This is a genomic window from Pseudoalteromonas sp. EB27, from assembly GCF_001974875.1.
Classification (GTDB): domain Bacteria; phylum Pseudomonadota; class Gammaproteobacteria; order Enterobacterales; family Alteromonadaceae; genus Pseudoalteromonas.
In genome coordinates this window covers 131,841-146,958 of record NZ_MTQD01000003.1, presented here as the reverse complement: position 1 = coordinate 146,958, position 15,118 = coordinate 131,841, and the positions used below count along the sequence as shown (strand labels likewise).

Here is a 15,118-nt window from a genome sequence, read left to right as displayed (position 1 = left end):
GTTCCAAAAGCTAATGAATAGGTAGATTATCCGTACTTTACCGTGCTTTATGCCCCCCTTGCAAAACATTCATTGTATGTTGCTCGCTGCTTGACTAAAATACAGAGCTTATTTATTACTACTGAGAAGCCTTATGTCATCTGCCGTTTACCTACAAGCTGGTCGCGATAAATCATTAAAAAGAAAACACCCTTGGTTATTTTCAAAAGCCATCAAAAAAATTAAAGGTAAACCAGGATTAGGCGACACAGTAACGATTCACGACAGTGAAGGTAAATTTTTAGCAACTGCTGCTTATAGCCCTCACTCACAAATTCGCGCACGTGTTTGGAGCTTTGACGAAAAAGAAATCATCGATCAAAACTTTTTTGAACGCCGTTTACGTCGTTCATTAGAAGCACGTAGCCAAGTAATAGAAGAAGGCGGATTAACAGGGTTTCGATTATGTGCCGCTGAATCTGATTACTTACCAGGCGTTACAATCGATAAGTTTGATAACGTATTAGTGTGTCAGCTACTAAGTGCGGGTGCCGAGCGTCATAAAGGCGAGATTGTTGGCGCGTTGATGTCTATTTTCCCGGGTTCTAGCATATACGAACGTTCAGATGTAGAAGTACGTACTAAAGAAGGCTTAGAGCCAATAAAAGGCGCTCTTTGGGGTAATGAACCAACACAGCCAGTACTTATTGATGAAAACGGTTTTAAAATTGAAGTCGATATAATCGACGGACATAAAACGGGCTTTTATTTAGACCAACGCGATAGCCGTGCCGCACTTGAGCGTTTTTCAAAGGGTAAAACGGTACTTAACTGTTTTAGTTATACAGGTACATTTTCGTTGTACGCTTTGCGTGGTGGATGTGAGCATGTAACTAACGTAGACGTATCTCAGCCAGCGCTTGATACTGCAAAACGTAATGTTGAGCATAATAACTTAGATTTAGATAAAGTGAGCTTTGTTAAGCAGGATGTATTTAAGTTACTACGCCAATACCGTGACGAAGGCAAACAGTTTGATACCATCGTAATGGACCCACCAAAGTTTGCTGATAATAAAGCGCAGCTAACAGGTGCGTGCCGTGGTTATAAAGATATCAACATGATAGCCATGCAAATACTAAAACCAGGCGGAACATTATTAACATTCTCATGTTCTGGTTTAATGGAACAAAACTTGTTTCAAAAAGTAGTCGCCGATGCAGCTCTTGATGCAGGTAAAGACCTACTTATAATGGAGCGATTAAACCAGGCAGCTGATCATCCAATTGCTGGCAGCTACCCTGAAGGCTTTTACTTAAAAGGCTTAATCTGTAAGGTTTTTTAATATCTACTATTGAGTTTAACTAGATTCAACTTAGTTAAACTCAATAATTTCAAGACCTGCTGTTACCGTGCCATCATCTTCTTTGCTGGCACGTATTACTTTTGCTGTTGCATTTAAAGGCGCAATACTTGGGTGAGTTGAATCAATGTTCACCGTCAGTAATGTATTAGGTTCAAGTAATTCATCTAAATGAATTGATAAACCTGTTGCACTTAAATCCACGCACTCTGCGGCAAAACTTAAACCCGCTATGGGTTCTATCGTCGTTAAATTTGCAGGTGTATTGATCTGCATGCGTCTAAAATTTCGCTTATCATCAGTAAACATACGTTACCTCTAAACAACCGTGTTAATTTCTTCCAATAAAGCACCCACTGAAAATGGCTTTACAACATATGCATTGCAACCAGCATCAAACCCTGCTTGCTTTTCAGATGGAGACTCAAGGCCCGATACCATAACAACAGGAATATTTTTTGTTTCAGGTGTGTGTTTTAGCATTCGGCATGTATCATAACCATCAAGACCTGGCATACAAACATCAAGCAAAATTATATCTGGCGGACTCGCAATTGCCGATGCAAGGCAGCTTTGCCCTGAATCTGCATAACTAACATCAAATTTCGACGCCAGTGCTGCTTTAAGCATTTCAAAATTAAAATACTCGTCGTCTACCACTAAAAGTCGCTTTGTTTTATGTTCAATCGATGAGGACATAACTATGTCGCTTCCTTTTCAAAACAAAAATAAATCCTCCTATTAAGGTACTAAGCTTAATAGAAAATGCAAGTTTTATTCTATCTCTTTTATCGCATTGAGTACTCGCTTAGCCGAAATTGGGTAAGGAGTTCCAAGTGTTTGAGCAAATAGCGACACTCTTAGCTCTTGTTGCATCCAAAAGATAGCGGTTACCTCTTGTGGGATAGGTAACCCTTTAGGCGTTTTATTAACTACCTTTTTGTACTCTTGAGCAACTTTATCGAGCTCTAATACGCATAACCTATCACGATTTGGATCCACAGGTAGTTTTTCTAAACGTTTTTGAATCGCTTTTAAATAACGAATTAAATCCGTTATTTTCTCTGCGCCATGCGCGCTCACAAAACCTTTAAATATAAGTGACTCAAGCTGTGATTTTATATCGCCATGCGCAGTTATCATGGTTAAATCAACGCGCCCTTTCATTTTTTTATGCAGTGCGTGCGCAATACTCAATACTTGCTCAACTTGCGTTGCAATCGATACAACTGAGTCACCGAGCTCACCTCGTATTTGCTCTTTTACTGTTTCAAATGCTTTTTCATCGCGTATATCGCCGTGTTTCACTAATAAGCTATCAACACCTGCGGCGATACAGTCATCAATTAAATCGGCTATTTTACCAAACGGATTAAAATACAAACCCAACTTTGCTTTATTTGGTAAGTTTTGTTGTAAGTACTTAATTGGCGACGGCACATTTAACAATACTAAACGGCGCAAACCTTGTTGATGCGCTTGCTGCGCTTTTGCTTCACTATCAAAAAGCTCTACTGCAGCGGCTGACTTTTTATCCACCAGCGCAGGGTACGCCTTTATTTCGTATTGACCTTGTTTTTTAACATACGACGCTGGCAGCTCACCAAAGTCCCATTGTGTTAGGTCTGATTTTTCAATGCCTTTATCGGCTACTTTAGACAATGTTTCGGTTACTTCACCTTGCAGCTCTGCTTTAAGTTTGGCTAAATCAAGTCCACGGGCAAGTAACTTATCGTGTTCATCACGTACTTCAAACTGTAATCGCAAATGCGGCGCAAGGGCTGTTAAATCCCACGCCTCCATATCAACTCTCACACCTGTCATTCTTAATAAACGCGTAGCTAAAGCATCAATTAAGCCCCCTTGCATTGGCTCAATGGCTGCAAGCACTGCATCTGCATAATTTGGTGCTGGCACAAAATTACGGCGCAGCGATTTAGGCAATGACTTTATAAGTCCACTTATTAGCTCATGTCTAAATGCAGGTATGTGCCAGTCAAAACCACTCTCTTGTACTTGATTCAACAGCGCTACCGGTATTTGTACCGCAACACCATCAACCGCTTGTCCTGGGTCAAAATGATAAGCAAGTGGTAATATAATATTGTCTTGCTGCCATGTGTCAGGGTAATCAAACTCAGTAATATTACTTGCGCCATGCTGCATTAACTCTTCACGAGTCATATGTAAGTAATGTTTATTTTGTTGTTTTTGTGTTTTATACCATTTTAAAAATGCAGCGCGGTTATTAATTTCTTTGGGAATTTTTTTATCGTAAAACTCAAATAACGTTTGCTCGTCAACTAAAATATCACGGCGACGCGACTTATTTTCCAGAACTTGAATATCTTCTATTAGTTCACGGTTAAATGCTAAAAAGCTCTCGTTTAAACCCAGCTCTTGCTCAACTAATGCGGTGCGTACAAAAAGCTCTCGACTTACTTTTGGGTCGATATTGCTATAAACACAGCGGCGTTTATTTACAACAAGTAGGCCGTACAAAGTTTGCTGCTCAAACGCGATTACCGCACCTGGCTTTTTCTCCCAGTGTGGCTCTGTGTAGCTGCGTTTTACTAAATGCTGTGCTAATGGTTCTACCCAGTTAATGTCTATTTTTGCATTTGTGCGGGCATATAATTTACTGGTTTCTACCAGCTCTGCCGACATAATCCATTTAGGGCTCTTTTTAAATAAACCTGAACCCGGAAAAATATGAAACTGACTATTACGTGCGCCTTTGTATATTTGTTTATCATCTTTAAAGCCAATGTGGCTCAGCATTCCGCTTAATAACGCTTTATGAACAAGTTCGCCATCAGCCGCTTGGCTGGTTGCTTTCATGCCCATTTCGTTACACACAGTACTTATTTGATAAACAATATCTTGCCACTCACGTAAACGCATATAGGCTAGGAAATCTTTTTGACACAGCTTTCTAAACTGGCCGTTAGTTAGCTCGCTTTGCTGCTCTTCTAGGTAATTCCATAAGTTTAAAAAAGCGATAAAGTCTGAATCTGGGTCGTCAAAGCGACCGTGTTTTTCATTGGCTGCAGCACGTTTTTCTTGCGGGCGTTCGCGTGGATCTTGAATCGACAGCGCCGCCACAATAACAATCACTTCACGCAATGCGCCAAGTTTGTGAGCTGTGAGCACCATTTTAGCTAAACGAGGATCAACCGGTAATCGACTTAGCTCTCTACCCGATTGAGTTAAACTCGTTTTACTATCACGTTTGTCTGGCTTTACGGCTTGTAGTTCTTCTAATAACGATAAACCATCACTTATATTACGGCTATCTGGTGCTTGCACAAACGGAAATTGCGCCATATCACCAAGCCCGAGTGCCAACATTTGTAAAATAACAGATGCAAGGTTAGTACGCAGTATTTCAGGGTCGGTAAACTCTGGGCGCGATAAAAAATCATCCTCAGAGTACAAGCGTATACAAATACCCGCTTCAACACGTCCACAACGACCCATACGCTGATTAGCACTTGCTTGCGAAATAGGTTCTATTGGCAGGCGCTGAACTTTTGTACGATAACTGTAGCGGCTTATACGCGCAGTACCTGGGTCTATTACATAGCGAATACCCGGCACAGTTAGTGATGTTTCGGCTACGTTGGTCGATAAAATAATATGACGACGAGAATGCGGTGCAAATATACGGTTTTGCTCTGCGTTAGATAAGCGCGAGTAAAGTGGTAACACATCAGTGTGTTTTAAATTACGCTTGCTAAGTGCATCAGCGGTATCGCGTATCTCACGCTCACCATTTAAAAATATTAGTATGTCGCCTGGGCCTTCGGCGCATAGTTCATCAACGGCATCAAAAATACCTTGCAGCTGATCGCCCTCGGCTTCCATATCATCTTTATTAATATCAGTCGTTGGGTTGTAGCGCACGTCCACAGGGAAAGTACGACCCGATACTTCTATAATGGGCGCATCATCAAAATGCTTTGAAAAGCGCTCAGGATCGATGGTCGCAGAGGTAATAATTATTTTTAAATCAGGGCGTTTTGGAAGTAGGTTTTTTAAATAACCCAAAATAAAGTCGATGTTTAAACTACGCTCATGCGCTTCATCTATAATTATGGTGTCGTATTGATTTAAAAATCGGTCTTGCTGAATTTCTGCCAGTAAAATACCGTCAGTCATTAGTTTAACGTAGGTATTATTAGAAACCTGATCGCTAAAACGAATTTTAAAACCGACTTGCTGACCAAGTTCACATTTCATTTCTTCAGCAATACGATTAGCCACGGTTCGCGCAGCTAATCGTCGTGGTTGCGTGTGGCCAATTAAGCCATCAACACCGCGGCCAAGCTCTAAACACATTTTAGGAATTTGCGTTGTTTTACCAGAGCCCGTTTCACCGGCAATAATAACCACTTGGTTATTTGCAATGGCGTCTTTAATTGTTTCCTTTTTTTGACTTACTGGCAATTGCTCAGGGTAAGTCACTTTAGGAAGACCCGCTAAGCGCTTAGCTCGCAGTTCTTGGCTACGGGTTATATCAGCCGCTATTTTTTCAAGCGCGTTGGCATGCTTGTTTTCATCGGTTATTTTTTTTACACCATGTAAGCGTTTTTTAAAAATAAATTGATCTTTTTTTAAGCACGTTTTTAGCTCGCCAAACAACTGACCTAGGTTAACCACCCGCATACCTTATAAAATTAATAATAGAGCATTAATTGTATCAAACTAAATGCTCAGGGTTAATCCTACAAAGCGCATAACTGCCCAGATATATGTACTTATGGGCTATTCGTCGTTAAAAATTCCCACATAAGTCGCTTGTGTGTTCGATTTACTCGCGCGATACATGCCCGAGGTATTAAACGGCAAGCTAATATTCCCCTTAGTATCAATAATAATAACGCCGCCAGTCCCACCTATAGGCTTAAGCACACCGTTTATAACTTCATCTCCAGCTTCAGCTATGGTTTTATCTTGATACTTAACACGCGCACATATATCGCTCGCTACATTATAGCGAATAAAATATTCACCATGCCCAGTTGCCGATACTGCGCACGATTCGTTTTCAGCAAATGTTCCTGCCCCAATTACTGGCGCATCACCCACACGGCCATAACGTTTTGCGGTCATACCGCCTGTTGATGTACCAGCTGCTAAATTACCGTTTTTATCAAGTGCCACGGCACCAACCGTGCCCATTTTATAGTTATTAGGTAATGCTTTGTGCGCGGCTTGGTACTCTTTGCTGGTTGCTTTGACTTTATCTAATTTTTGCTTTGCTTTTAAAAGTGCTTTGTAACGAGGCTCAGTATCAAATAAGTTATTTTCAATAAGCTCAACGCCCTGCTCTTTAGCAAACTCCTCAGCGCCTTGGCCGCTGAGCATTACATGCACGGAGTTATCCATTACCAAACGTGCTAATTTAATCGGGCTCTCAATATGTTTTACACCTGCAACAGCGCCGGCTTCACGGTTTCGACCATCCATTATAGATGCATCAAGTTCATGCCCGCCATCGTAAGTGTATACCGCTCCGCGTCCTGCATTAAAATAAGGCGATTGCTCTAATACTGTAATGGCCGCTATCACCGCATCTAAACTTTCACCGCCTTGGTACAATACTTTATAGCCTGTCTCTACTGCTTCACTTAATTTAGCGCGGTACTGTTTTTCTTGAGTGGGTGTAAACCGTGCTTTTTCGATGGTCCCTGCCCCACCATGAATCGCAATGGCAAATGGAGTCTCTGCTGCTAATACGCTATTACTTAAAGCAAAAAGGCTGCTCGCAAAAATTGCTAATAATGGTGTTTTCATAATAAGTTCTTTTATGGGGAAGTTATAAACTAATGTGAATGGTTGAGAGCTTAATTTCAACTAAAGTGAGTTTAATGGCATAAAAAAAGCGCCTTAAGGCGCTTTTTAAATTTAACGTGTTTGTAATTAAGCTTGTTTTGCTTTTAAACGCGCTAAACGTGCTACTTGATGAGTAGACGTTAAGAAAGAATAAATTGGTGCTAAGTAACCACGTTTACGAAGCTCTAAGAAATCAGCATCGCTTAATTCGTTTAGCTTTTTCTCATCGATAAGGTAAATACCGTTGATGTCTTTTTTCTCGCCTTTAATGTCTACTGTTAGCGTTTGCGCAATTAGTAGCTCTTTATCAGCAAGGAATTTAGTGAACGCTTCAGTTACTTGAGAAAACTCAATAAACGATACAAGCGCTTCTTTACGACGTTTTAGGTAATCTGTTTCTTCGCCGTTTTCAAATAATGCATTACCTTCGTCTTCACCAACAAGCGCACTTGCTTCGTCAATTACGATACCGTATTGATCTTGATCTGGGTGTTTAACTAAGCCCAGTGGGTAACGAGTAGATGCCATAGGTGCAAATGCTGCAGTCCATTTACCATCTTCTACAAAAAGGTTTTCGCCTGGCTCTAAGCCAAACATAGCAACAGCTTGAAAAGTGCCGCTTTCGTTGTTTTTAACGAATGACATTGGAAACTCGTTTGCTACACGTGCAAACTCATGTGCAACTACTGGCACTAAGTGTTGAGTTTTCATGAATTCTACATTGATGCCGTTTTGAATTTTAGTGTTGGCATGTTTTTCGTTGTGTAAAGGCTGTACTTGTTGCTCCGCCATGTTACTGCTCCGTTTATTTTAATTTATATGTTTCATTGTTAATGCCTTTAGGCTAATGCTTTTGAGCTAAAAAAGGAAGGGAAACTTTTATGACAACAACCATGAAAAAATAAAATTTAACTAAATCTGAACGTTGCTAAAAAACATACAGCTAAAACTCATAAATTTTGTGCAAAAACAACACACTTCATGGTTGTTTTTAATACAAACACCGATTATTCGTTAACATTGGTTAACCGTACAGGTCTGTTTTTTTGTCGTGTTTAGGCTTAAATTTGAGCAAATAAAAAAGGCCACTTATATAAGCGGCCTTTAAAAGTTAAATTAGCATCTAAATTAAGGTGCCCAATATACTTCAATATTTATACTTGGGTGGTTAAGTACCGCGCGTAGTGGCATGTCATTAACATCGCCTCCCGCTTTTGCTTGCTTATAAACAGCGAGTTTCTCTTCACCGCTAATTAAAAGCTTAACTACTTTAGATTGCGCAATGGCATTTAACGTAAGCGTCATTCGCTCAGTAATACTACCTGTAACGTCGCTTTGTATTGCATTAATAGCACACACTGATTGTGTGGTTGTTAAACCATGCTCTAAACCGTCTGCATTTGGGAATAACGACGCTGTGTGGCCATCTGGACCCATACCTAAAATAGTCACGTCATATGGTTTTTTTAGTTCGCTATAGGCAGATTCACACTCTTGTGCGCCCTGTTGGGCCGTTGTAGCAGTATTCTTCATAGTGATAAAGTTAGCAGCACTACCATAGTTTTGTAATAACGTACTCTTAATAAAGGCTTCATTACTTTTTTCGTGGCTTGGGTCTACCCAGCGCTCATCAACCATGGCAACATCAACATTTTGCCAATCTAAGTCAAGCGTTGATAAATGCTTGTACGCAGGTGCTGGCGACGAACCGCCAGATACCATCAATACAGCACGGCCATCATTTTTAATACCATCACGTAGTGATTGCTCAAGCGTTGCAGAAAGCTCAGCTGTTAACGCGTCTTTATCGTCAAAAAACTTTTCAACTAATGTTGCCATGCTTATACCTTATCGCCTGTGTTAAACCATACGTGGTTGTTTTCTGCTAATAATTCATCAGCATCTTCAGGACCCCAACTACCAGAACGGTAAAGCGCAGGTTTGCCTTTGCCTTGCCATCTATCAATAATTGGATCAATCCACTTCCACGCTTGGCGCACTTCATCACGGTGAATAAATAACGATGGGTTATTTGCAGCGGCATCAAGCATTAAACGCTTGTACGCATCTGAATGGAAACCATTGCTGTAAGCTTGTGAAAGCTCAATATTCATTGTTACTGGCTCAAGTTGCATTTGAAGATTATCAAGGCGCTTAGACATAAGCGTTAGTTGAATTGTTTCCTCTGGCTGCAAACGAATAACAAGGCGGTTTGGCTCAATATTACCTACGTTATCTTCGTAAATATTGTGAGATACTTTTTTGTATTCAACCACAATTTCTGCACAGCGCTTAGCCATACGTTTACCAGTACGAAGGTAAAATGGGACACCTGCCCAACGCCAGTTATCAATGTGCGCACGAATAGCTACAAACGTTTCTGTTTTACTAGAACCTTCATTTAGCTCTTCTAAGTAACCCGGTACAATTTTACCGTTTAAGTCACCAGGTACGTATTGTCCACGAACAATATTTTCATCAACATCGCCATCTACAAGTGGACGAAGTGCTTCTAATACTTTTAATTTTTCGTTACGAATACTGTTAGCGTTAAGCTTATTAGGCGACTCCATTGCAACTAAACAAAGTAGTTGTAATAAGTGGTTTTGAACCATGTCACGAAGTGCACCTGCTTTATCGTAAAAACCAGCACGGCTTTCAAGGCCAACCGTTTCTGATAAGCTAATTTGGATGTTATCAATAGATTTAGCATCCCACATATTTTCAAACAGTGAGTTTGAAAAACGCAGCGCCATTAAGTTTTGTACTGTTTCTTTACCTAAGTAATGGTCAATACGGAAAATTTGCTCTTCATTAAAAAATTCTGCAATTTTTCCGTTAATTGCTTCAGCAGAATCACCGCAATAACCAATTGGCTTTTCAACAACAACGCGCGATGTAGGTGTAATTAAACCTTTAGTCGATAATATTTCACAACATGTGCCATAAACAGCAGGCGGAAGCGATAAATAAAACACGCGAGACTTAGTGCTTTCGTGCTCATCTAAAATGCCTTTTAACACATCCCAGTTGTCGTCTGCTTCTGTAACATTACTTACTACTGGCACTAAAAAAGTAGAAAACGCTTTCCAATCTTTAGCGTTAAACTCACCTTTGCTTAAAAATTCTTGTAATGCTTTATGCGCTGTTTCTACGTATTCAGCACGTTTGGATTCTTCGCGCACTGTTGGTAGGATACGTGAGCCTTCAGGTAAGTTACCTTCTTGATATGCTCTGTACATTGCAGGTAGCAATTTGCGTAACGCAAGATCACCACCGCCCCCAAAAATTATAATATCAAAAGGATTAAGCATAGTTACTCTCTACGTTGTGATACCCAGTACATTTTATAAATGCGCGGATATGCCTATTTATTGCTAGATTAGATGACTTTTATAGCTGTATTTAAATAAAAGCCTGCTGAATTGTTCTATATCGATGATTTATTATTATTTTTATCATTGCGCTTATTAAATGAGCCTTAGGGGCCCTGTATCTCCTCTCACAAAAATACAGACCCTAAGCACTCCAGCGCTACCCGTTCAAAGGTACTCGGTTTACTTACTTGCGTAAGCGAATTTTTTACTGCGTACGGTTTTGTTTGTAGTACGCCATTAAGCCGTTTGTAGAACTATCATGAGCGTGTTTCACGCTTTCATCAGTGAGTTCACTCTCAATTTTAGATGCTAAACCTTTACCTAGCTCTACACCCCATTGATCAAACGAACATATTTCTAAAATAATGCCTTGGCAAAATATCTTATGCTCATACAGTGCAATTAAACGACCCACTGTTTTAGCATCTACTGTATCTAATAGCATAGACGTTGTAGGACGATTGCCTTGATGAATTTTATGATTTAATAACTCATCAATCTCTGCTTGCGATTTACCCTTAGCGGTTAAATCAGCAGTAACTTGCGCTGCATCTACACCACTCATCATCGCTTCTGTTTGTGCAAAGAAGTTAGATAATAAAATATCGTGATGCTTATCAACATTCACTTGTGGTTTAACTGATGCAATAAAATCTGCAGGTACAATTACATTACCTTGGTGTAAACACTGATAAAATGCATGCTGACCATTAATACCCGTCATACCCCAAATAATTGGAACTGTAGTATAAGGTACCGTTTCGCCTGCAAAGTTAACGTGTTTACCGTTACTTTCCATTTCGCCTTGCTGTAAATACGCAGGCAACATATGCAGTGCTTGGTCGTACGGTAATATAGCTTGTGCTGTGTAGCCCAAAAAGCTCGTATTCCACACACTAAGCAACGCCATAATTAATGGTATATTTTGCTCAAAGGGAGCTGATTTAAAGTGCTCATCTACCTCAAACGCGCCTTCTAAAATTGCTTCAAAGGCGTCGTATCCTAAATATAAAGCAATTGGTAAGCCTATCGCACTCCAAAGTGAAAAGCGACCGCCAACCCAATCCCACATAGTGAATACGTTTTCGTCGCTGATACCAAAGGCTGCCGTTTTTTCTAAATTTGTACTTACTGCAACAAAGTGCTTTGCAATTGTACTTTCATCTTTTGTTGTTTGTAAAAACCAATCAACCGCTGTTTTAGCATTTGTCATGGTTTCTGACGTCGTAAATGTTTTTGACGAAATAACAAATAATGTTGTTTCAGGGTCAATGGCTTTCAATATAGATGAAATCTGCACACCGTCAGCATTAGATACGTAATGAACATTTAACGTATCATCAGCAAGTGCTTTTAATGCCTCGGTTGCCATTTGCGGGCCAAGGTTAGAACCACCTACACCAATACTTACAACATCTTTTACCGCTTTACCGGTATAACCTAACCATTTACCACTACGCACTTTTTCAACAAACACTTTAATTTTAGCTAATTCGTTGTCTACAGCTTGTGTTACGTTTTCGCCATCAACAATTAATGGAGTGTGAGCGCGATTACGAAGGGCCGTATGCAGTACTGAGCGATCCTCGGTGATATTTATTTTTTCACCGCTAAACATTTTATCACGCCACGATGCAATATCGCATTCTTTAGCAAGCGACATTAAGTTAGCAAAAACATCGTTATCAATAAGTTGCTTAGAGTAGTCGAATAATACGCCAGGTACTTGAGTCGAAAACTTAGAAAAGCGCGTGTCATCTTGTGCAAATAACGTTTTTAGATGTGTTTGTTTCATCTTAGCTGCACTTTGTTCTAGTGCTTGCCAACTTGCTAGTTGCGTTCGGTTAGACATGTAAGTACCCTCTAATTTTTTCAATCAATTGATTTAAAATTGCTTTTTATAAAAGCAAAACTCTTAACACTGCTTATTTATACTAAAATAAAGCGTCGAAAGTATAACTAAAAATGCAAAAAAAGTGCTGTTTTTATAATTTTAGATGCCGATGATAACGCAATTTTTAGCTTTTGACACCGGTATCATAAAAATTTTATAAATTAATTTACCCTCAATTTTAAAGGCAACGGCATAGCTTAATCAATCAAAATGAAATATTCATGAATTTTCATAAGTACTACTAATTACTTTTTATACTCATTAACTAATTACTGTGCATGTTTACATTGCGTGCAATAAACCTTAAAAACAAAAAATCGGCTCTAAAGCCGATTTTGTATAAATTACAATCTTTGTTTAATTGCTAAGCGCCAACCCACCACTTAGGTTATAAACAGTTTTGTATCCTAGTTGCATTAAATTAGTTGCAGCAATTTTTGAGCGGTTACCACTACGGCATAATAAAATGTACTTGTTATTTCTGTTTAATTGGCCTTCAAATACCGCATTTGCCATTCTGCTAAGTGGTATATTTAATGTTTTTTCATCTAGCGTATTAAATAACTGAGCAACATTATTTGCTCCATGTTCATACGGTTCTCGGGTATCTATTAAATATACATCGCTGGTGTTTAACATCACTTTAGCGTCATCAAAATTTAATTGCTGTGTATCAACCTCAGGTAATGCATTTACATAACCACACAATTGCGTGTTATTTATTTGCTTTGAAGCGTCGTACTGCTGTTTTTGTATTGCAAATTCATCAACTGAAATACTGCCGCTCACTAACGCATCAAGTAGTGGCGTTTGGTTTTGCTGTACAGCCCAGTTCATGGCAAAACATTGTTGGTAGTCGTGCCCTGAGCAAATAATGCTGGTGCTTTTAAGCTGCTTGCTCATTGCTAAAACAGATTGAGCCATAGCTTTTGCATCCCCTCCCATAAGGGACGTATTGCCAAGCCCAGCAGGCAATATTAAATCACCACAAAAACAATAACGCGTTTCGCCATTACTGTTTTTTAATAAATAACTTACGCTATCTTTGCTGTGCCCAGGTGTAGCTACTTTTTCAAGTGCTTCATTTGCCAAATTAATACTTGCTGTATTTAGCGGCCAACCTAGCGAATCAACCTCACCTTTGACAACTCTTGAGTCAAGAACGCTGGTTAGTAAATTAGTCGCTGACTCTCGCTCTTGATGCAGGTGTGTATTAAGCACCGCTGATATAGTTAAGTTTTGTGTATTGGCTATTTTTTCAAAACGCGGAATAAGCTCAATAATCGGATCAATTATAACTGCGTGTTTATCATCGCTCACATAAAGCCAACTACATGCACCTTGGTGCCTAAATTGAGTAAGGCCCAGTGCGCATACTTCTTGTTGTGGTGTGGTACTGTCTGACACGATTAAACAGTTTGCCTGTAATATTGCTTTTAGAGCGCGAATACGCACACAAGCATCATCAATATCATGTTGTGTTGCAGCCGGTCCAAACGATAGCCTAATCGCGTTTTCGCTTTGCCACTTACTTGCCCCCATTGCATCTAAAACAAAACTTGTTGATGCACCTGTACTACAAGCCGAGCCTCCACTTACGCGAATGCCCGCAGCATCAAATAAATCAATCACCTCTTTGCTCGTTAAATCGTTAACAGCAAAGTTAAGTGTGGTAGGTACGCTATAAGCAAAATCATGGTTGAATGTAATATCGCCAAAGGTGTCTTTTATCGCGTTTTGTAACTGGCTTCGATAAGAGTTAAGTACACTAACTGATTTAAATGTTTCGTCTGATTTATCAAGCAACATACTAAATAGCTTATTTAACCCTGCAATACCGGGTAGATTTTCGGTGCCTGAACGCATTCCACTTTCTTGACCGCCACCCGCAATAAAAGGAGTATACGCACTGCCACTACGAATATATAAAAAGCCGATACCTTTAGGTGCATAAAGCTTATGCCCCGAAAAAGGTGCGTAATCTATTGTTGTATCACTAAGCGCGAGTGCTTGTTTACCGAGCGCTTGCACGCAATCCACCATCCACGATACATTTTTATTACGGCTACGAATTACCTGCTCAATAGCGGGTAAATCTTGATACACACCGGTTTCGTTATTAACGGCCATGGTGCAAATCATTAATGCGTTATCTATATGTTTAGCGATAAAATCTAAATCTAAAATACCGTTACTATCAACCGGAATAGCAAGCACTTCAGCATTAACGTCAAGTACGCTATTCCAGTGCTTAAGTGTATTTGGTACTGCTTTATGCTCAGTTGCGCCATATAACAATACAGGGTTTTTAATCGGGTGTTTTTTAGCATCAATTAGCGTAGAAACTACCGCAGTTTGAATGCCTTCTGTTGCGCCAGAGGTAAATAAAATATCGCCATTACTTGCGCCAATAACCGTGTGGGCTTTTTGACGCGTTTGTTCTAATAAATGCTTGGCTTGAATACCTGTTATATGAGGACTAGAAGGATTACCAAAACATATTTGCATGGTATGAGAAACAACATCAGCAATACAAGGCAACACAGGGGTCGTTGCGTTTGCATCAAGGTAAACTTGTTTTACTGGCTCATCGTGCAATAAAAACTCAGACATTAAAAAACGCACCTTATTACTAAAAAATATATCTTATTACCAATAGTACATAAA

General features: G+C 39.7%; 10 protein-coding genes. 1 reads left to right on the top strand and 9 read right to left on the bottom strand.

Going from position 1 to position 15,118, the window contains the following annotated elements:
• The first annotated feature begins 133 nt into the window (after nucleotides 1–133).
• On the top strand, nucleotides 134–1,324 hold the full coding sequence (locus tag BW142_RS04950) for a class I SAM-dependent methyltransferase (RefSeq protein WP_024597851.1): 1,191 nt from the start codon (nucleotides 134–136) through the stop codon (nucleotides 1,322–1,324).
• A gap of 30 nt (nucleotides 1,325–1,354) precedes the next feature.
• Here the strand turns inward: BW142_RS04950 and BW142_RS04945 are convergent, their stop codons facing one another.
• From BW142_RS04945 to BW142_RS04905, 9 genes are all read right to left on the bottom strand, one after another.
• Entirely contained in the window at nucleotides 1,355–1,651 is a 297-nt protein-coding gene (locus BW142_RS04945) for a PilZ domain-containing protein (RefSeq protein ID WP_024597619.1), read from the bottom strand.
• Nucleotides 1,652–1,660: 9 nt separating this feature from the next.
• A complete protein-coding gene (locus tag BW142_RS04940; protein ID WP_024597850.1) occupies nucleotides 1,661–2,041 on the bottom strand; it encodes a response regulator in 381 nt (126 codons plus the stop codon).
• A 75-nt stretch (nucleotides 2,042–2,116) separates the two neighbouring features.
• The gene (gene hrpA / locus BW142_RS04935; protein WP_171972310.1) at nucleotides 2,117–6,004 is read right to left on the bottom strand and encodes an ATP-dependent RNA helicase HrpA; all 3,888 of its coding nucleotides are present in this window, start codon (nucleotides 6,002–6,004) and stop codon (nucleotides 2,117–2,119) included.
• 105 nt (nucleotides 6,005–6,109) lie between these two features.
• Nucleotides 6,110–7,141: an isoaspartyl peptidase/L-asparaginase gene (locus BW142_RS04930; protein ID WP_076924082.1), complete on the bottom strand. Its 1,032-nt coding sequence runs from the start codon at nucleotides 7,139–7,141 to the stop codon at nucleotides 6,110–6,112.
• A gap of 126 nt (nucleotides 7,142–7,267) precedes the next feature.
• On the bottom strand, nucleotides 7,268–7,972 hold the full coding sequence (locus BW142_RS04925) for a SapC family protein (protein ID WP_002961447.1): 705 nt from the start codon (nucleotides 7,970–7,972) through the stop codon (nucleotides 7,268–7,270).
• Nucleotides 7,973–8,308: 336 nt separating this feature from the next.
• A complete protein-coding gene (pgl, locus tag BW142_RS04920; protein WP_076924081.1) occupies nucleotides 8,309–9,019 on the bottom strand; it encodes a 6-phosphogluconolactonase in 711 nt (236 codons plus the stop codon).
• A gap of 2 nt (nucleotides 9,020–9,021) precedes the next feature.
• A complete protein-coding gene (zwf, locus tag BW142_RS04915) occupies nucleotides 9,022–10,494 on the bottom strand; it encodes a glucose-6-phosphate dehydrogenase (protein ID WP_002961451.1) in 1,473 nt (490 codons plus the stop codon).
• A 268-nt stretch (nucleotides 10,495–10,762) separates the two neighbouring features.
• Entirely contained in the window at nucleotides 10,763–12,409 is a 1,647-nt protein-coding gene (pgi, locus tag BW142_RS04910; protein WP_076924079.1) for a glucose-6-phosphate isomerase, read from the bottom strand.
• Nucleotides 12,410–12,808: 399 nt separating this feature from the next.
• Nucleotides 12,809–15,064 carry an aminotransferase class V-fold PLP-dependent enzyme gene (locus tag BW142_RS04905; protein WP_076924078.1) on the bottom strand — a complete coding sequence of 752 codons (2,256 nt, stop codon included), beginning with the start codon at nucleotides 15,062–15,064 and terminating at the stop codon, nucleotides 12,809–12,811.
• Between the last annotated feature and the right edge of the window lie 54 nt (nucleotides 15,065–15,118).